This is a genomic window from Rathayibacter sp. AY2B9, assembly GCF_002931595.1.
In the GTDB taxonomy this organism is placed as follows: Bacteria; Actinomycetota; Actinomycetes; order Actinomycetales; family Microbacteriaceae; genus Rathayibacter.
Genome location: NZ_PSUB01000005.1, coordinates 59384 through 76148, shown reverse-complemented (window position 1 = coordinate 76148; position 16765 = coordinate 59384). Strand labels below are relative to the sequence as shown.

Here is a 16765-nt window from a genome sequence, read left to right as displayed (position 1 = left end):
AAGGGGGCGGGCATCGTCGGGGCGATGCACCGGTGGGCCGCCCCGAACGGGACAGCCCACCAGTATACGTCCGGTCCGGGATCAGACCCGCAGGTACCGCGCGATCGCGACGTTCGCCGAGACGGCGGCCAGGACGATGCCGACCACGATCAGGATCGGCACGACGATCAGAGCGTCGTCGAGTCCCACGAAGGAGGTCAGCGGGATCCGGTACGCCAGGAACCCCTGCACGAAGACCTGCACGATGGCGACCACCGCGACTCCCGCGAGGATCGAGCCGACCAGCGCGGCGAAGACCCCCTCGAGGATGAACGGGGTCTGGATGAACCGGTTCGAGGCCCCCACGAGCCGCATGATGCCCAGCTCCCGTCTCCGCGAGAACGCCGAGAGGCGGATCGTGGTGGCGATGAGCAGCACGGCCGCGACGAGCATCAGGACGGCGATGCCGATCGCCGTGTAGCTCGCCGCGTTGAGGATCGAGAAGATCTGGTCGAGGTACTGCCGCTGGTCGGTGACGCTCTCGACTCCCGAGACGCTCGACAGGCTCTCCACGATGACGTCCGACTGGGTCGGGTCCTTCAGGTTGATCCAGAAGGTCTGGTTGAGCAGGTCGGGAGTGACGTACTCGGCGACCGGGTTGCCCGCGAACTGCTCCTGGAAGTTCGCGTAGGCCTGGTCGTGGTCCTCGAAGTAGGAGCGGTCGATGTACGGCGCGAGCGTGGCGCCCTCGAGCTGGCCCTGCACCGCGTCGATCTGCTCGGCGGTGGCGTCGGAGCCGCTGCAGTTCGAGCCGCCGGAGGTGGCGGTGCACATGTACACCGCGACCTGCGCCTTGTCGTACCAGAAGTTCTTCATCTGGCCGATCTGCATCTGGAGCAGGATCGCCGTGCCGACGAAGGTGAGGGAGATGAAGGTCACCAGGATCACCGAGACGACCATGGAGACGTTGCGCCGGAGGCCGCTGGCGACCTCCGACCAGATCAGTGCGAATCTCACTTGACGGGTCCTACGTTCTGCTGGTCGTCGCCGGTCTCGTCGCCCTCGCCCGTGTGGGCGCGGAGGCCGAGGCGCGCGGCGAGCGACTCCTCGGGCAGGGCGCCGGTGTCGGCGGGGAGGAAGATCGGACCGGTCTGGCTCTGCAGCTCGACGACGCGCGGGGCGGCGGCGGGCTCGGCGGCCGGCTCCGGCTCGACGGCGGCGGAGCGGCGGCCCTCGGGGACGCGGGGCTGGGCGGCGGTCTGCGAGAGGCGGGCCGGCTCGGGCGGCGGGGCCGGGGCCTCCTGGCGCAGGTCGATCTCGGGGACCTCGGCGGGCGCGAGCTCGCTGTCGATGATCGCCGGGGGCGCGGGCTGCTCGGCGACCGCGTGGTCGTCGGCCGCCACGACCACGACGCCGTCGTGGACGACGGTGATGCTCTCGGTCTGGCCGTAGCCGCCCTGGCTCTCGTCGCGGACGATGCTGCCTGCCGAGAGCTCGATGACGCGGCGCTTCATCTGGTCGACGATGCCGGCCTCGTGGGTCGCCATGATCACGGTCGTGCCGCCCGCGTTGATCCGCTCGAGCAGCGCCATGATGCCGGCGCTCGTGGTCGGGTCGAGGTTGCCCGTGGGCTCGTCGGCCAGCAGGACGGCCGGCTTGTTGACGACGGCGCGGGCGATCGCCACGCGCTGCTGCTCGCCGCCGGAGAGCTCGTGGGGCAGGCGCGACGCCTTGCCCGCGAGGCCCACCATCTTGAGCGTGTCCGGGACGGCCTCCTGGATGTAGCCCTTCGACTTGCCGATCACCTGGAGGCTGAACGCGACGTTGTCGAAGACCGACTTGTTCGGCAGCAGCCGGAAGTCCTGGAACACGACGCCCATGTTGCGGCGGAAGTACGGGACCTTGCGGCTCGAGATCTTGCCGAGGTTCTGCCCGAGCACGTGGATCGACCCGGAGGAGGGGCGCTCCTCCTTGAGGATCAGGCGGAGGCAGCTCGACTTGCCGGAGCCGGAGGCGCCGACGAGGAAGACGAACTCGCCCCGGAGGATCTCGAGATCGATGGCGTTGAGGGCGGGTCTCGTGCCGCCCCGATACTGCTTGGAGACGTTGTCGAAGCGAATCATGTCGGTACGAGGGTAAGCGACGATCCCGAAGAGTCCGCCGAGGGGGCGCGCGGCGCGTCGGTGGGGACGCGCCCGAGCCGCGCTAGGAGGACTTCCGCCAGCGGATCCCGGCGGCGATGAAGCCGTCCAGATCGCCGTCGAACACGTGCGAGGGGTTGCCGACCTCGTGGTCGGTGCGCAGGTCCTTCACCATCTGGTACGGAGCGAGGACGTAGCTGCGCATCTGGTCGCCCCAGCTCGCGGTGATGGTGCCGGCGAGCTCCTTCTTGGTGGCCGCCTCCTGCTCCTTCTGCAGCAGCAGGAGCCGCGACTGGAGCACGCGCATCGCCGCGGCCCGGTTCTGGATCTGGCTCTTCTCGTTCTGCATCGACACGACGGTGCCGGTGGGCAGGTGGGTGAGGCGCACCGCGGAGTCGGTGGTGTTCACCGACTGGCCGCCGGGACCGGAGGAGCGGAAGACGTCCACGCGGATGTCGTTGTCCGGGATCTCGATCGCCCCGGCCTCCTCCATCAGCGGGATGACCTCGACGGCGGCGAAGGAGGTCTGGCGCTTGCCCGCGGCGCCGAAGGGGCTCATCCGCACGAGGCGGTGGGTGCCGGCCTCGACCGAGAGCGTGCCGAAGGCGTAGGGGGCGTCGATCTGGAAGGTGGCCGACTTGATGCCCGCCTCCTCCGCGTAGCTGGCGTCCATGACGGTCGCCGCGTACTTGTGCTTCTCGGCCCAGCGGAGGTACATCCGCATCAGCATCTCGGCGAAGTCGGAGGCGTCGACGCCGCCCGCGCCCGCGCGGATGGTGACCACCGCGGGGCGGTCGTCGTACTCGCCGTCGAGCAGGGTCTGCACCTCGAGCTCGCCCATGACCTTCTGGAGGGAGGAGAGCTCGGCGATCGCCTCCTGCTCGGACTCGGCGTCCTCGGCCTCGTTCGCCATCTCGACGAGCACCTCGAGGTCGTCCAGCCGCCGGTCGATCGCGGTGATCCGCGCGAGCTCGGACTGGCGGTGGCTGAGGGCGCTGGTCACCTTCTGAGCGTTGGCCGTGTCGTCCCACAGGTCGGGGGCGCCGGCCTGCTCGCTGAGCTCGGCGATCTTCGAGCGAAGGCCGTCCACGTCGATGACGGCGCGGATGTCGGCGAAGGTGGAGCGGAGAGCAGTGATCTGCTCGGTGAAGTCGTTGTCCAGCATGGTGCGTCCAGACTACCGGGGGCCGGGGGCCGCCCTCCGGCCCGGGCGTACCCTGGGGACGGTGACCAGCACCGCTCCGCGCCCCTTCCCCGTCGGGCCGCTGCTGCTGTCGACCTTCCTCCCCACCCTCCTCTTCTCCATCGGCGAGGGGGCGATCATCCCCCTCCTGCCGGCCGCGGCCGGCGACCTCGGCGCGACGCTGGCCCTGGCGGGCCTCGTGGCGGGGATGATCATGATCGGCGAGCTGGCGGGCGACATCCCCAGCGGCTGGATCGTCTCCCGGATCGGCGAGCGCGGCGCGATGCTCGGAGCCTCGGCCGCGTCGATCCTCGGGCTCGTGGTGTGCCTGCTCTCGACGTCATGGGTCGGGCTGACGATCGGCGTCTTCGTGATCGGCCTCGCGACCGCGGTCTTCGCGCTGGCGCGGCACGCGTTCATGACGTCGTTCGTCCCGATCACGCACCGCGCCCGCGCGCTCAGCGCCCTCGCCGGGGCGTTCCGCGCCGGCTGGCTGATCGGCCCGTTCCTGGCGGCCGGGGTGGTGCACCTCACCGGCTCCGTCGAGTCCGTCTTCTGGGTGCACATCGTCTGCTGCGTGGCGGCGGTCGTGGTCCTGCTGCTCGTGCCCGACCCCGCGACGGTGCTGCGGCGGGCGCAGGCCGCGGCCGACCGCGCCGCTCCGGAGGACGTGGTCGCCGCGGAGGCGTCGGCGACCGTCCCGGAGTCGCCGCAGTCGCTGCTCGGGACGCTGCGCGAGCACCGCGGGGTCCTCGCTCGGATGGGGACCGGCGCCGCCGTGATCGGGGCGCTGCGGGCGAGCCGGACGCTGATCCTCCCCCTCTGGGCGGTGAGCATCGGGCTCGCCGAGACCGACACCGCGATCATCATCGGCATCGCCGGCGCGCTCGACTTCGCCCTCTTCTACGCCGGCGGCCAGCTGATGGACCGCTTCGGCCGGGGCGCCACCGCGATCCCCTCGATGATCGGCCTCGGGCTCGGCCACCTCGCCCTCGCCGCCTCGGTGCTCGCCCTCGATCCGGTGCCCTGGTTCGTCGCCGTGGCCTGCGTGCTCGCGGCCGCGAACGGCATCGGCTCCGGGATCCTGATGACCATCGGCGCCGATCTCGCGCCCCCGGCCGATCCGGCCCCGTTCCTCGGCGCGTTCCGCTTCACCGGCGACGCGGGCAACGCCGCCGCCCCGATCGTCGTGTCGGCGCTCACCGCCCTGATCTCCCTCCCCTTCGCCGCCGTCGTGATGGGGGTGCTCGGTCTGGGCGGAGCGGGGGCGCTCGCCCGCTGGATCCCGCGGTACCTCCCCCGGGCGGCTCCCCGCGGCTGAGGCGCGGAGCCCTCCTCCTACACTGGAGCCCGCACGCGGGAGTGGTGGAATGGCAGACACGCAGGATTTAGGTTCCTGTGCCGAGAGGCGTGAGGGTTCGAGTCCCTCCTTCCGCACGGGATCGGCCGGTACGCTGAGCGCGCTCGCGTGACCGCCGACCGGCCACCGGCCCCCGTCGACTGGAGATCCGTTGAACCACGCCGCCCTCGTCCCCTGGCTCGATCCGGAGACGATCCTGACCTCGTTCGGCCCCTGGGGCGTGCTCGTGGTCTGCCTCATCGTGTTCGCCGAGACCGGACTGCTGATCGGCTTCCTCTTCCCGGGCGACACGCTGCTGATCATCACGGGCCTGCTGGCGCACGAGAACGCGTCGAACGGCGGCCTCGGCGTCCCGATCTGGCTCATCTGCCTGGCCGTCGGGTTCTCGGCCTTCGTCGGCGGCGAGGTCGGCTACCTGATCGGGCACAAGGCCGGCCCGCGCATCTTCGAGCGCAAGGAGTCCGGCTTCTTCAGCATCGAGAACGTGAAGCGGACCAACGCGTTCTTCGAGCGCTTCGGCGGCCTCGCCGTGATCCTCGCGCGCTTCGTGCCGATCGTCCGCACCTTCGCGCCGATCGCGGCCGGCGTGGCTCACATGAACTACCGCAAGTACAGCCTCTACAACCTCATCGGCGCCCTGATCTGGGGCAGCGGGGTCACCCTGATCGGGTGGCTGCTCGCCTTCATCCCGCCGGTCGCCGACTTCGTCTCGCACTACATCGACGTGATCCTGATCGGCGCGGTCGTGCTCGCGCTGGTGCCGACGCTGTTCCACTTCTTCCAGCAGCAGCGCAAGGCGAAGCTCGCCGCCGACCCCGAGACCGACTCGACCGAGTCGGCCGCCTACGTGCTCGACGCCGACACCCTGGACGACAAGCACCCGAAGTCCTGACCTCCGCCTCCGGGGGACGCCACTCCGGCACGCGGCACGCCGACAGGCGTGCACCGGAGTGGCATCCCGCCGGGGTCAGAGCCGGGCGGACAGGGCGGCGAGCTCGGCGCGCAGCGCGGTGAAGGCGCGGGCGCGGTGGCTCCGGGCGTTCTTCTGCTCGGGAGCGAGCTCGGCCGCCGTGAGCGCCCCGGCCTCGGGGACGAACACCGGGTCGTAGCCGTGGCCGTTCGCACCGCGCGGCGCGGTCGCGATCGCGCCGTCCCAGCGGCCCTCGACCACCGTCTCCTGACCGCCGGGGAGCACGGAGTCCGGCACCACGAGGGCGATGGTGCAGCTGAAGTGCGCACCGCGGTGCTCCGCCTTCACGTCGTGCAGCTGCGCCAGGAGGAGCTCGAGGTTGGCCGTCGCGTCGTGCGCGCGTCCCGACCAGCGGGCCGAGAAGATGCCCGGCGCGCCGCCGAGGACGTCGACGCAGATCCCGGAGTCGTCCGCGAGCGCCACGAGGCCGGTGTGCGCCGCCGCCGCGCGCGCTTTGATCAGCGCGTTCTCGGCGAAGCTCACGCCGTCCTCGACGGGCTCGGGTCCGTCGTAGGCGCGGACGCCGACTCCGGGGAGCGCGCCGGCCAGCATGGCGCGGAACTCCTCCACCTTGCCCGCGTTGTGCGTGGCGAGGACGAGGTCCAGGCTCACGCTCCGGGCTCCGCGGCGAGCGCTTCGGCCTGGATGCGGGCGAGGTCGGAGGCACCGGCGACCGCGAGGTCGAGCAGGGCGTCGAGCTCGCGGCGGTCGAACGGGGCCCCCTCGGCGGTGCCCTGCACCTCGACGAACAGGCCGCGTCCGGTGACGACGACGTTCATGTCGGTCTCGGCGCGCACGTCCTCGACGTAGGCCAGGTCGAGCATCGGCACGCCGTCGATGATGCCGACGGACACGGCCGAGAGGCTGTCGATCAGCGGCTGCGCCTTCTGCCCCACGTACTTCTTGCCGCGCGCCCACTCGATCGCGTCGGCCATCGCCACGTAGGCGCCGGTGATCGCCGCGGTGCGGGTGCCGCCGTCGGCCTGGAGGACGTCGCAGTCGATCACGAGGGTGTTCTCGCCGAGCGCCTTCGTGTCGACCACCGCGCGGAGGCTCCGGCCGATCAGCCGCGAGATCTCGTGCGTGCGCCCGCCGACCTTCCCCTTGACCGACTCGCGGTCCATGCGGGAGTTGGTGGAGCGGGGCAGCATCGCGTACTCGGCGGTGACCCAGCCCTTGCCCTTGCCCTGCAGCCAGCGCGGCACGCCGTTCGTGAAGGAGGCGGTGCAGAGCACCCTGGTGTTCCCGAACGAGACGAGCGCGGAGCCCTCCGCCTGGGTGCTCCAGCCGCGCTCGATCGTCACGGTGCGCAGCTCGTCGGGCGCCCGCCCGTCCTTGCGCGCGGCCTTCGATGCGGTGCTGTCGGTCACTCGGGTCTCCCTCGATCGTGCGGGAGCGCGGCCCGATCGAGCTCGCGCAGGTTGATGGTGCCGGTCTCGACGAGGTCGACGCTCGAGACCTCCGGACCGAGGAAGCGGCGGGCGAGGCGGACGAAGTCGCTCGAGCCCGTCTCCTCCCACCGGTAGGTCGGAGGCGCGGCGGAGGTGCGCTGCAGGCCGTGCGCCACGAGGGTCCGGTAGACGTCGAGCGCGGTCTCCTCGGCGCTCGAGACGAGGCGGACGTCCGGCCCCATCACGTACGCGATGGCACCGCGCAGCAGCGGGTAGTGGGTGCAGCCGAGGACGAGCGTGTCGACCCCCGCGGCCTTGAGCGGCGCGAGGTACTCCTCCGCCACCGCGAGCAGCTCGTCGCTCCAGGTGACGCCCGCCTCGACGAACTCGACGAAGCGCGGGCAGGCGGCGGTGAACAGCTGCAGGTCGGGCGCGGCGACGAAGGCGTCGTCGTAGGCGCGGGAGCGGATCGTCCCGACCGTGCCGATCACCCCGACGCGGCGGTTGCGGGTGTCGCGGACAGCGCTGCGGACGGCGGGCTGGATGACCTCGATCACCGGGATGCCGCGGCCGAGCGTGTAGCGCTCGCGGGCGTCGCGCATCATCGCGGCCGAGGCGGTGTTGCAGGCGATGACGAGCAGCTTGGCGCCCTGGTCGACCAGGGTGTCGAGGGTGTCGAGGGCGTAGGCGCGGACGTCGGCGAGCGGCTTGGGCCCGTAGGGCGAGTGCGCGGTGTCGCCGAGGTAGACGATCGACTCGTTCTGCAGCTGGTCGATCACGGAGCGGGCGACGGTGAGCCCGCCGACTCCGGAGTCGAAGATGCCCAGCGGTGCGTCCGTCACGGAGGAACAGCCTACCCGCGCCCTGCGGCCCGGTTCCGGCCGCACGCCGTTCCCGGGCCCGGCGGCGTGCGCAAGCCCCGGCACCCGCGCCTGGGCCGCGCGGGGGCGGCCGTGGAACACTGAGCGGATGGACTCCACGGCCTTCCTCACCGACCGGTACGAGCTCACGATGGTCGAGGGCGCCCTCGGCAGCGGCACCGCCGACCGCCGCTGCATGTTCGAGGTGTTCGCCCGGAGCCTCCCGCCCGGACGCCGCTACGGCGTGCTCGCGGGCACCGGCCGGCTCCTCGAGCTGATCTCGCGCTTCCGCTTCGGCGACGACGAGCTGTCCTGGCTCCGCGAGAACCGCATCGTCGACTCCCGCACGCTGGACTGGCTCGCCGACTACCGCTTCCGGGGCGACGTCTGGGGCTACCGCGAGGGCGAGGTCTACCTCCCGGGCTCCCCCGTGCTCATCGTCGAGGCGCCCTTCGCCGACGGCGTGCTGCTGGAGACCCTGGTGCTCAGCGTCCTCAACCACGACAGCGCCGTGGCGAGCGCTGCCGCGCGGATGGTCTCGGCCGCCGACGGGCGACCGCTCGCCGAGATGGGCTCGCGCCGCGCCGGAGAGCGGTCCGCCGTCGCCGCGGCTCGCGCCGCGTACATCGCCGGATTCGGCGCCTCCTCGAACCTGGAGGCGGGCCGCAGCTTCGGCGTGCCCACGATGGGCACCTCCGCGCACTCCTTCACCCTCCTCCACGACTCGGAGGAGGAGGCGTTCCGCGCGCAGGTCGCCGCGCTCGGCCCCGGCACGACCCTCCTGGTAGACACCTACGACGTGACAGCCGCCGTCGACCTGGCGGTCCGCGTCGCCGGCACCGGCCTCGGCGCCGTGCGCATCGACTCCGGCGACCTCCCCCAGCAGGTGGCCGCCGTCCGGCAGCAGCTGGACGCGCTCGGCGCGACCGGCACGCGCATCACCGTCACCAACGACCTCGACGAGTACGGGATCGCCGCGCTCGCGGCCTCACCGGTCGACTCCTACGGCGTCGGCACCTCGGTGGCGACGGGCTCGGGCCACCCGACGGCGGGCATGGTCTACAAGCTGGTCGCGCACGAGGACGACGCGGGCGAGTGGGTCGCGGTGGCGAAGAAGTCGGTCTCGAAGGCGTCGATCGGCGGGCGGAAGGCCGCCGGCCGTCTGCTCTCGGACGACGGGGTCGCCGAGGCCGAGGTCGTGCACGTGGGCGCCGGCCCCGAGGGCGCCGTCGGCGAGGGCGAGCGGGCGCTGCTCGTCCCCCTGATCGAGGACGGGACGATCCGTCCCGAGCACCTCGGCATCGAGGGAGTGGCGGCAGCCCGCGCGCACCACGCGAACGCGGTCCTCGAGCTGCCGATCGACGCGCTCCGGCTCGGCCGCGGCGAGCCCGTCATCCCGACCCGCTACGAGTGAGCGGGGCGGGAATCACTTCATCTTCGCGTAGATCTCCTTGCAGGCCGGGCACACCGGGAACTTCTCCGGGTCGCGGCCCGGGAGCCACTTCTTGCCGCAGAGCGCGCGGACCGGCTTGCCGGTGATGGCGCTCTCGAGGATCTTGTCCTTCGGCACGTAGTGGGAGAAGCGCTCGTGGTCGCCCGGCTCGATGGACTCCTGGTTGAGGAGCTCCTCGAGCTCGCGGTCGAGCGTGGCGGTTCCTCCGCCTCCCTCGAGGGGGTCGGTGCTGCTGTTCTGGACGCGCGGAATCATGCCGACGATCCTACGCGCGGAGCCCGGGCCCGCGGCCGTGCGCTCCGGATCGGGCGGCGCTAGTAGCGGCTGGTGAACGCGACCAGCTCGGTCGCGCGGCGCTCGAACAGCCGGCCGCCGAGGAGCACGCCGAGGGCGAAGACGACCACGGCGCTGCCGAAGCCGACGAGCACGGCGTCGCCCGCCGCCTCCGGGTCGACGAACAGTGCCCGGACGCCGAGCACCACGGCCGGAGCCGAGAGGAGCAGCCCCAGGCCGAACGCGAGGGACTGCGGACCGGCGCCACTGGCTCCGGGGGCCTGGGGCTGCGTGAACGCGCTGTCGCCCGGGCGCGGAGCCGGATAGGCGAGCCGTGCCGAGACGGCGCTGGCGACGCCGGCGGGGACGAGCAGGAGGCAGGTGTTCACCGCGAGCACGACGGGCAGCGCATCGGGGAGCCCCGAGGTCGCGCTGCTGATCAGCGAGCCGAGCACGACGACCGGCACGCCGAGCAGGAGTGTCGGGAAGGCGCGGCCGAGCCGGTCCGACCAGCCGCGGACGCCCGCGGCCACGTGGAGCCAGAACGCCGATCCGTCGTAGGCGACGTCGTTGTGCAGGAACCAGCCGAGGAACAGCGCGATCAGCGGGACCGGGAGCAGCGAGAGCAGCGGGAAGGGGACGCCGACGACCGCGAGCAGCAGCAGGGCCGCGACCGGCAGCACCGGCACGGCGACGAGCGACGCCTGGTAGCGCGGATCCCGGAGCCAGTAGGTGATGCTGCGCGCCGCGATCGCGCCGGTCCGGGTCGAGCCGAGGACGTCGAACCAGCCCAGCCGGAGGCCGCGCGGCGGCCGGTGCATGCGCTCGGGCCGCTCCGTCAGCAGGCGGACGACGAGCCACCAGAGCGCGCCCGCCGCGACGAGCGTCGCCAGGGCCAGCAGGAGCGGGCCGAGCGCGTCGCCGGTCCGGGCGGCCGGGGCGATCATCCACGCCGCACCGAACGGAGTGGCCCCCATCGCCGCACCCCAGCGCTCGAGCACCCGGGTGTCCCCCGTGTCGACCAGCGCGGCGGCACCGAGGGCGGCGGGACCGCCGAGCATCAGCAGCAGGCCGAGGACGGCCAGCAGCTCGCGGGCGGTCCGGGAGGGGACGAGTGCGGCGGAGGCGGCGAGGCCGATCCGCGCGAACAGCGAGGCCGTCGCCACCGCGAGGAGCGGGCCGACCACGGCGAAGGCGCCTGCGCCCGGGACGAGCGGCGCGCTCGCGAGCCCGACCACCAGCAGAGCGAGCGTGGGGACCGAGACGAGGCCGGCCAGGGCGAGCGCCCCGGCGAGGCGGAGCGGCGGAAGGCCGAAGAGGCGGAACGCGCGCGGATCCATCGGGTCGAGCGGGCCGAGCAGGAAGGGCAGTACCAGGAAGCCGACGGAGACGAGTCCGCCGGCGGTCACGAGAGCGCCCGCCGCCGCGTCCGAGGAGCGCAGAGCACCGATCGCCGCGATCAGCAGTGCCGTCACCGCGACGACCACGAGCACGCCCAGGACGGCGCCGGCCGAGCGCGCGGGCCCGGAGCGGAACGCGCCCAGGAGGACGTCGATCCTCAGCCGGAGAAGTCGTGCAGCCACTGCAGCCCCTCGGCGATCTGCTTGCCGCCCGCGAGCTCGAGGAAGCGCTCCTCCAGCGTCGCGGTGCCGGCGACCTCCGCGACCGTCCCGGAGGCGAGCACGCGCCCGCCGACGATCACGGCCACGTCGTCGCAGACGCGCTCGATGAAGTCGAGCCCGTGGCTGGAGAGGACGACGGTGCCGCCGCCCTCGACGAAGCGGCGCAGCACGGTGATCACGGCGGCCGAGGAGACCGGGTCCACCGACTCGAACGGCTCGTCGAGGACCAGCACGCGCGGGGCGTGGATCATCGCCGCCGCGAGGGCGACCTTCTTCGCCATCCCCGCGGAGTAGTCCGAGATCAGGCGCTCCAGCGCGTCGGAGAGGCCGAGCGCCTCGGCCAGCTCGACCGTGCGCTGCTTCGCCGTGGCGAGGTCGATGCCGCGCAGCGCGGCGGAGTAGGCGAGGAACTGGGCGCCGGTGAGCCGGTCGAACAGCCGGAGGCGGTCGGGCAGGACCCCGATCAGCGGCTTCGCGGCCGACGGGTCCTTCCAGACGTCGACGCCGTGCACGAGGACGCGGCCGGTGTCGGGTCGCAGGAGGCCCGTCATCATCGAGAGCGTGGTGGTCTTGCCCGCGCCGTTCGGGCCGATGATCCCGTAGAAGGTCCCCGCGCGGACGGCCAGGTCGATGCGGTCGACCGCCACCGTCCTCCCGAAGGTCCGGGTCAGCTGGTGCAGCTCGAAGACGACGGGCGAGGCGCCGTCCGGATCCGCGGCACCCTCAGCGGGCTCGGCGTTCGTCACGGACGTCATCCGGCTACGGTACCAACTCGCCCGCGGGCCCCCGGCGCCCGCGCCGACACCCGGCGACACGGCGAGAGGTCAACCACCCTGGCCCCGGGGGGCGTGAACTGTACACTAGGTCTCTACCCGAGGAGTCGACCAGATCGAGACGCAGCGGTTAATTCGAGGAGAACACACGATGATGCACACAGGTTCGACGAGCAGCAGCCCCGCCACCGTCGTCATCCTCGCCGCAGGGATGGGCAGCCGGCTCGGCCGCTCCCTCCCCAAGCCGCTCACGCCGCTCAGCGACGGGCGCACGATCATGCAGCAGCAGTTCGACAACATCCACCACGCCTTCGGCACGAAGGTCCCGGTGAGCATCGTCGTCGGCTACAAGCTCGAGCACATCATCGAGGCCTTCCCCTCGGCGACGTTCGTCTACAACGAGCAGTACGACCAGACCAACACCTCCAAGAGCCTCCTCCGCGCGCTGCAGGCGAGCGGGCAGGGCGGCGTGCTGTGGATGAACGGCGACGTCGTCTTCGACCCGCGCATCCTCGACCGCGCGGCCGCGCTGATCGCGAAGGACGTCTCCTTCGTCACCGTCAACACCTCGAAGGTGTCGGACGAGGAGGTCAAGTACACGACGAGCGCCGAGGGCTTCATCCAGGAGCTCTCCAAGACGGTGCGCGGCGGCCTCGGCGAGGCGGTCGGGATCAACTACGTGTCCGCCTCCGACAAGGCCGCGCTGGTGCGCCAGCTCGCCCGGGTCGACGCCCAGGACTACTTCGAGCGTGGCATAGAGTTGGCGATCGAGCAGGACCGCCTGCTCGTCGAGCCGATGGACATCTCCGACCTCTACGCCGTCGAGGTGGACTTCGCCGAGGACCTCGAGCGCGCGAACCTCTTCGTCTGACGCTCCCGGCTCCTCCCCCGGCTCGAGCGGAGCCGACGGGAGGAGTCGCGCAGTGAGCACGGCCGACACCCTCGCGACCGAGACGGCCCTGCGCCACCGGCGCTCCCGGGCCTGGCGCTACCGCCACTCCCTCTGGCTGCTCACCAGGCGCGACCTCACCGTCCGGTACGCCACGAGCGCGCTCGGCTACGTCTGGTCGGTGCTCGACCCGCTCGTCATGTCGGGCATCTACTTCTTCGTCTTCACCGTCGTCTTCCGGCGGACCGTGGGCGAGGACCCGTACATCGTCTTCCTGCTCGCGGGCCTGCTGCCGTGGATGTGGTTCAACCAGGCGACCTCCGACGCGACCCGCGCGTTCCTCCGCGAGGCGAAGCTGGTGCGGTCGACGTCGATCCCGCGGACCATCTGGGTCGGGCGGATCGTGCTCTCGAAGGGCATCGAGTTCGTGGCGAGCCTGCCGGTGCTGGTGCTCTTCGCCGTGATCGCCGGCGCGCACCTGACCTGGGCGGCGCTGCTGTTCCCCGTGGCGATCCTGCTGCAGGCGGTGCTCACGCTCGGCGTGGGTCTGCTGGTGGCCCCGCTCGTGGTGTTCTTCCGCGATCTGGAGCGGGCCGTGAAGCTCGTGCTCCGGTTCCTCTTCTACGCGTCGCCGATCATCTACTCCACGGCCAACCTGCCGGAGCAGATCCGGCCGCTCGCGGCGCTCAACCCGCTCAGCGGGATCTTCGCCCTCTACCGCTCCGCGTTCTTCGAGAGCGAGCTCGACGTCCCGCTCATCCTCGCCTCCGCGGGCCTCTCGGTGCTCGTGCTGGTGCTGGGCCTCGTCGTCTTCCGCCGCTCCGAGCGCGCGGTGCTGAAGGAGCTGTGATGACCGACGCCCCCGTGGTCATCGAGTGCCGCGGCCTCGGTATCCGCTTCCGCCGCAACCGGCGGGGCCGCCGCTCCTTCAAGGACCTCTTCGCCGGCCGCTCCCGCCGCTCGCGGCCCGGCGAGTTCTGGGCGCTGCGCGGGCTCGACGTGCAGGTGCGGGCGGGCGAGGCCATCGGCGTCGTCGGCCGGAACGGTCAGGGCAAGTCGACGCTGCTCAAGCTCGTCGCCGGCGTGGTGCTTCCGGACGAGGGCGCGGTGGAGGTGCGCGGTGGCGTCGCTCCGCTCATCGAGATCACCGGCGGCTTCGTGGCCGACCTGAGCGTCCGCGAGAACGTCTACCTGACCGCGGGTCTCCACGGGATGTCCAAGCGCGAGGTCGACGCGCGCTTCGACTCGATCATCGAGTTCGCCGAGATCGGCGACTTCCTCGACACCCCCTACAAACACCTCTCGAGCGGGATGAAGGTGCGGATCGCCTTCTCCGTCGTGTCGCGGCTCGAGGAGCCGATCATCCTGGTGGACGAGGTGCTCGCGGTCGGCGACAGGGCGTTCCGCGAGAAGTGCTACGCGCGGATCGAGGAGCTGCTCGCCTCCGGCCGCACCCTCTTCTTCGTCTCGCACAACGAGCGCGACCTCCGCCGCTTCTGCACGCGCGGCCTCTACCTGGACAAGGGCCGCCTGGTGCTGGACGCGCCGATCGAGGAGGTGCTCGCGCGTTACGCTGAGGACTACGCGCCGACACCGCGGAGCAGCACGGCGCCGGCCGAGGGCCCGCCCGTCCAGGGCACCGTCTCCGACGACTGACCCCTCCCGCACGCGGCGCCCGAGGACGCAGGAGTGCACGACATGGCCCAGAAGGACCGCAAGCGCGAGCGCGCCGTGGAGAGGGCCGGCGAGGTGGAGCAGGCCGACGGCTCCGAGAACGCGCAGCTGGCGAAGCTGCTCGACCGGCTCCTCGCGGTGCAGCGCCCGGCCGTGCTGGCGAACATCCGCCTGCTGCGGCGCCGCCGTCCCGGGGCGACTCCGGAGCAGATCATCACGTCGCTCGAGCGGCAGTACCTCTCGAGCGTGGCCGCGGGAGGCGCGGCGATCGGGGCGACCGCCGTCGTTCCCGGCATCGGCACGGCCGCCTCGGTGGCTCTCTCCGGCGCGGGAGCCGCAGGGTTCCTGGAGGCGAGCGCGCTCTTCGCGCAGTCGGTGACGGAGGTGCACGGGATCCCGCTCGAGGACCCGGACCGCGCGCGGGCCCTCGTGCTCACGCTGATGATGGGCTCCTCCGGCAGCGAGATGGTGCGCCAGGTGGCCGGGCAGGCCGTCGGCGGGGGCAGCGGCCTCAACCAGTACTGGGGCTCGGTGGTCACGAAGGGCCTGCCGTCCTTCCTCGTGGGCGAGCTGGCGGACCGCGCGAAGAAGTCCTTCGCCAAGCACTTCCTCGCCCAGCAGGGCGCGGGCCTGGTCGGCCGGGCGATGCCGTTCGGGATCGGAGCGGCACTGGGCGGCGTCGGCAACGCGATGCTGGGCCGCAAGGTGATCCAGAGCGCGCGCGACGCGTTCGGGCCGGCACCGCAGGCGTTCGGCAACACCCTCGTGCTCGAGCCGACCCGCGCCGAGCGGAAGGCGCTGGCCGCCGCGCCGGCCGAGCCGCTTGCGCTGTTCGTCCGCGACTACGGCGGGACGGGCGAGCGGACGGCGCTCCTCCTCCACGGCCTCGGCTCCGACTCCCGGATCTGGTACGCCCTGGTCCCGACGCTGCACGAGCACGGCTACCGCGTGGTGGCCCCCGATCTCGCCGGTCACGGCGGCTCGCCGGCGTCGCCCGTGTACTCGCCGGAGCGCTGGGCGTCGGACGTCCGCGCCTCGGTGCTGCAGACCCCCGATCTCGTCATCGGCCACGGCCTCGGCGCCGTCGTCGCCGCCCGGCTCGCCCCGGAGTACGGCGCCGACCGGCTCGTCCTGCTCGACCCCGCGTTCTCGGACGCCCGCGGACTGACGAGCGCGCTCCACCGCGGCGGCTCGGTCGCGCACGTCGAGAAGGGCGACGCCGGCTCCCTCCGCCACCACCACCCGATCTGGACGGACGAGCAGATCGAGCTCGACGTGTCGGCCCACGCGCTCTGGGAGCAGGACTCCGCCGGCGGGCTCACGGCACGGGGTGCGGCCGAGGCCCCCGAGACGTTCCCCGTGCCGACGCTCGCCGTGATGCCGGAGGACCCGCTGGGCCACGGCTCGCTGAGCGGCGTCCTCGCCGGCCGCGGCGTCGAGGTGCGGACCGTGCCGGGGGGCGGGGCCTCGATCCTCCGTGAGGACCGCGCGGCGCTGATCGCGGCGCTGGAGGACCGGATCTAGCTCAGACCATCCTGCTCGGCGCGGGCCGCGCGCTGTGGTCCGGAGCCGTCGGAGGCGTTCGGTCAGCGTTCCCGAGGCCGGCGCCCGGGCCCGACGAGCGGCATCCCGAGCACGGTGCGGACGAGTCCGCCGCCGTCGCGGTCCTCGGCGATCACGCGGAGGCCGGTCTTCTCGGCGACGCGCCTCGAGGCGGCGTTGTCCGGGTGCACGAGCGCCACGAGTCGTCCCGCGAGGCGGTGGGCGAGCGCGAGGTCGCGGCAGGCCGCAGCCGCCTCGGTGGCGTAGCCGCGGCCGTGCAGCCCGGCCCGCACGTGGTAGCCGACCTCGAGCTCGATCCCGCCGTCGACGCGCTGCCAGGTCAACCCGCAGTCGCCGACGAACTCGCCGTCGAGGGTCTCGACGATCCACAGCCCGAAGCCGTGCTCGCGGTAGTTGCGCCGGTTCCACTCGATCCAGGCGGCTGCCTGCTCGCGGTCCTTCGGCGCGGGGTAGTACCGCATCACGACCGGGTCGCCGAGCAGGTCCGCCATGTCGGGGAGGTCCTCGGCGGTCATCTCGCGGAAGCGCAGCCGGGCGGTGGCGGCGGGGATCATCGGGTCGGGCTGCTCGGCCTGCGACTGCGGAGACGGCGACCGGGACCGTCGTCGAGCGCTCGATCCATCCGGCCGCCGCC

The 16765-nt window shown here is 72.5% G+C and carries 17 protein-coding genes and 1 tRNA gene; 8 read left to right on the top strand and 10 right to left on the bottom strand.

What is annotated here, in order from left to right:
* Positions 1–81: 81 nt before the first annotated feature.
* From ftsX to prfB, 3 genes are all read right to left on the bottom strand, one after another.
* Positions 82–996 carry a permease-like cell division protein FtsX gene (gene ftsX, locus C5C25_RS06655; RefSeq protein WP_104223559.1) on the bottom strand — a complete coding sequence of 305 codons (915 nt, stop codon included), beginning with the start codon at positions 994–996 and terminating at the stop codon, positions 82–84.
* Positions 993–2102, bottom strand: coding sequence for a cell division ATP-binding protein FtsE (ftsE, locus tag C5C25_RS06650; protein ID WP_104250134.1), 1110 nt, complete (start codon positions 2100–2102; stop codon positions 993–995). Before ftsE ends, ftsX begins: the two co-directional genes overlap by 4 nt.
* Before the next feature lie 82 nt (positions 2103–2184).
* Positions 2185–3285, bottom strand: coding sequence for a peptide chain release factor 2 (gene prfB / locus C5C25_RS06645; protein ID WP_104226967.1), 1101 nt, complete (start codon positions 3283–3285; stop codon positions 2185–2187).
* A gap of 61 nt (positions 3286–3346) precedes the next feature.
* Here prfB and C5C25_RS06640 point away from each other — a divergent pair, with 61 nt between their 5' ends.
* The 3 genes from C5C25_RS06640 (at position 3347) to C5C25_RS06630 (ending at position 5555) form a co-directional block, all read left to right on the top strand.
* The gene (locus tag C5C25_RS06640; RefSeq protein WP_258069356.1) at positions 3347–4624 is read left to right on the top strand and encodes an MFS transporter; all 1278 of its coding nucleotides are present in this window, start codon (positions 3347–3349) and stop codon (positions 4622–4624) included.
* A gap of 35 nt (positions 4625–4659) precedes the next feature.
* Positions 4660–4740, top strand: a tRNA-Leu gene (locus C5C25_RS06635).
* Between the two features lie 74 nt (positions 4741–4814).
* Complete coding sequence (locus C5C25_RS06630) at positions 4815–5555, top strand: DedA family protein (protein ID WP_104238166.1); 741 nt, start codon at positions 4815–4817, stop codon at positions 5553–5555.
* Between the two features lie 75 nt (positions 5556–5630).
* Here C5C25_RS06630 and rdgB read toward each other — a convergent pair whose 3' ends face one another.
* The 3 genes from rdgB to murI are packed head-to-tail and all read right to left on the bottom strand — an operon-like array spanning position 5631 to position 7866.
* The gene (gene rdgB / locus C5C25_RS06625) at positions 5631–6245 is read right to left on the bottom strand and encodes an RdgB/HAM1 family non-canonical purine NTP pyrophosphatase (protein ID WP_104223564.1); all 615 of its coding nucleotides are present in this window, start codon (positions 6243–6245) and stop codon (positions 5631–5633) included.
* A complete protein-coding gene (gene rph, locus C5C25_RS06620; protein WP_104233199.1) occupies positions 6242–7003 on the bottom strand; it encodes a ribonuclease PH in 762 nt (253 codons plus the stop codon). Before rph ends, rdgB begins: the two co-directional genes overlap by 4 nt.
* A complete protein-coding gene (murI, locus tag C5C25_RS06615) occupies positions 7000–7866 on the bottom strand; it encodes a glutamate racemase (RefSeq protein ID WP_104223566.1) in 867 nt (288 codons plus the stop codon). Before murI ends, rph begins: the two co-directional genes overlap by 4 nt.
* 127 nt (positions 7867–7993) lie before the next feature.
* On the opposite strand from murI, the gene C5C25_RS06610 reads away from it, so the two are divergent.
* Entirely contained in the window at positions 7994–9298 is a 1305-nt protein-coding gene (locus tag C5C25_RS06610) for a nicotinate phosphoribosyltransferase (protein ID WP_104250132.1), read from the top strand.
* Between the two features lie 12 nt (positions 9299–9310).
* Here C5C25_RS06610 and C5C25_RS06605 read toward each other — a convergent pair whose 3' ends face one another.
* From C5C25_RS06605 to C5C25_RS06595, 3 genes are read right to left on the bottom strand one after another with little or no spacing between them, the layout of a single operon-like run.
* Positions 9311–9592, bottom strand: a complete 282-nt coding sequence (locus tag C5C25_RS06605; RefSeq protein WP_104223568.1) for a DUF3039 domain-containing protein — start codon at positions 9590–9592, stop codon at positions 9311–9313.
* A gap of 59 nt (positions 9593–9651) precedes the next feature.
* Entirely contained in the window at positions 9652–11193 is a 1542-nt protein-coding gene (locus tag C5C25_RS06600) for an ABC transporter permease (protein ID WP_104250131.1), read from the bottom strand.
* Positions 11169–11987, bottom strand: a complete 819-nt coding sequence (locus tag C5C25_RS06595; RefSeq protein WP_104223570.1) for an ABC transporter ATP-binding protein — start codon at positions 11985–11987, stop codon at positions 11169–11171. The genes C5C25_RS06600 and C5C25_RS06595 overlap by 25 nt, the downstream gene beginning before the upstream one ends.
* 172 nt (positions 11988–12159) lie before the next feature.
* Here C5C25_RS06595 and C5C25_RS06590 point away from each other — a divergent pair, with 172 nt between their 5' ends.
* Genes C5C25_RS06590 through C5C25_RS06575 form a run of 4 tightly spaced genes read left to right on the top strand, consistent with a single transcriptional unit; the run spans position 12160 to position 16092 of the window.
* The gene (locus C5C25_RS06590; RefSeq protein ID WP_104226983.1) at positions 12160–12876 is read left to right on the top strand and encodes an NTP transferase domain-containing protein; all 717 of its coding nucleotides are present in this window, start codon (positions 12160–12162) and stop codon (positions 12874–12876) included.
* 52 nt (positions 12877–12928) lie between these two features.
* Positions 12929–13744: an ABC transporter permease gene (locus C5C25_RS06585; protein ID WP_374953521.1), complete on the top strand. Its 816-nt coding sequence runs from the start codon at positions 12929–12931 to the stop codon at positions 13742–13744.
* Positions 13744–14550 (top strand): ABC transporter ATP-binding protein, encoded by an 807-nt coding sequence (locus C5C25_RS06580; protein ID WP_104250130.1) that lies wholly within the window; start codon positions 13744–13746, stop codon positions 14548–14550. The genes C5C25_RS06585 and C5C25_RS06580 overlap by 1 nt, the downstream gene beginning before the upstream one ends.
* Positions 14551–14592: 42 nt before the next feature.
* A complete protein-coding gene (locus tag C5C25_RS06575; RefSeq protein WP_104250129.1) occupies positions 14593–16092 on the top strand; it encodes an alpha/beta hydrolase in 1500 nt (499 codons plus the stop codon).
* A gap of 62 nt (positions 16093–16154) precedes the next feature.
* Here the strand turns inward: C5C25_RS06575 and C5C25_RS06570 are convergent, their stop codons facing one another.
* Positions 16155–16685 carry a GNAT family N-acetyltransferase gene (locus C5C25_RS06570; protein WP_104226961.1) on the bottom strand — a complete coding sequence of 177 codons (531 nt, stop codon included), beginning with the start codon at positions 16683–16685 and terminating at the stop codon, positions 16155–16157.
* Between the last annotated feature and the right edge of the window lie 80 nt (positions 16686–16765).

Bases quoted from the DNA above. Each gene is read 5' to 3' on its own strand.
- ftsE (WP_104250134.1), bottom strand. From the start codon at position 2,102: ATGATTCGCTTCGACAACGTCTCCAAGCAGTATCGGGGCGGCACGAGA.
- prfB (WP_104226967.1), bottom strand. From the start codon at position 3,285: ATGCTGGACAACGACTTCACCGAGCAGATCACTGCTCTCCGCTCCACC.
- C5C25_RS06610 (WP_104250132.1), top strand. From the start codon at position 7,994: ATGGACTCCACGGCCTTCCTCACCGACCGGTACGAGCTCACGATGGTC.
- C5C25_RS06605 (WP_104223568.1), bottom strand. From the start codon at position 9,592: ATGATTCCGCGCGTCCAGAACAGCAGCACCGACCCCCTCGAGGGAGGC.
- C5C25_RS06595 (WP_104223570.1), bottom strand. From the start codon at position 11,987: ATGACGTCCGTGACGAACGCCGAGCCCGCTGAGGGTGCCGCGGATCCG.
- C5C25_RS06590 (WP_104226983.1), top strand. From the start codon at position 12,160: ATGCACACAGGTTCGACGAGCAGCAGCCCCGCCACCGTCGTCATCCTC.
- C5C25_RS06580 (WP_104250130.1), top strand. From the start codon at position 13,744: ATGACCGACGCCCCCGTGGTCATCGAGTGCCGCGGCCTCGGTATCCGC.
- C5C25_RS06575 (WP_104250129.1), top strand. From the start codon at position 14,593: ATGGCCCAGAAGGACCGCAAGCGCGAGCGCGCCGTGGAGAGGGCCGGC.
- C5C25_RS06570 (WP_104226961.1), bottom strand. From the start codon at position 16,685: ATGATCCCCGCCGCCACCGCCCGGCTGCGCTTCCGCGAGATGACCGCC.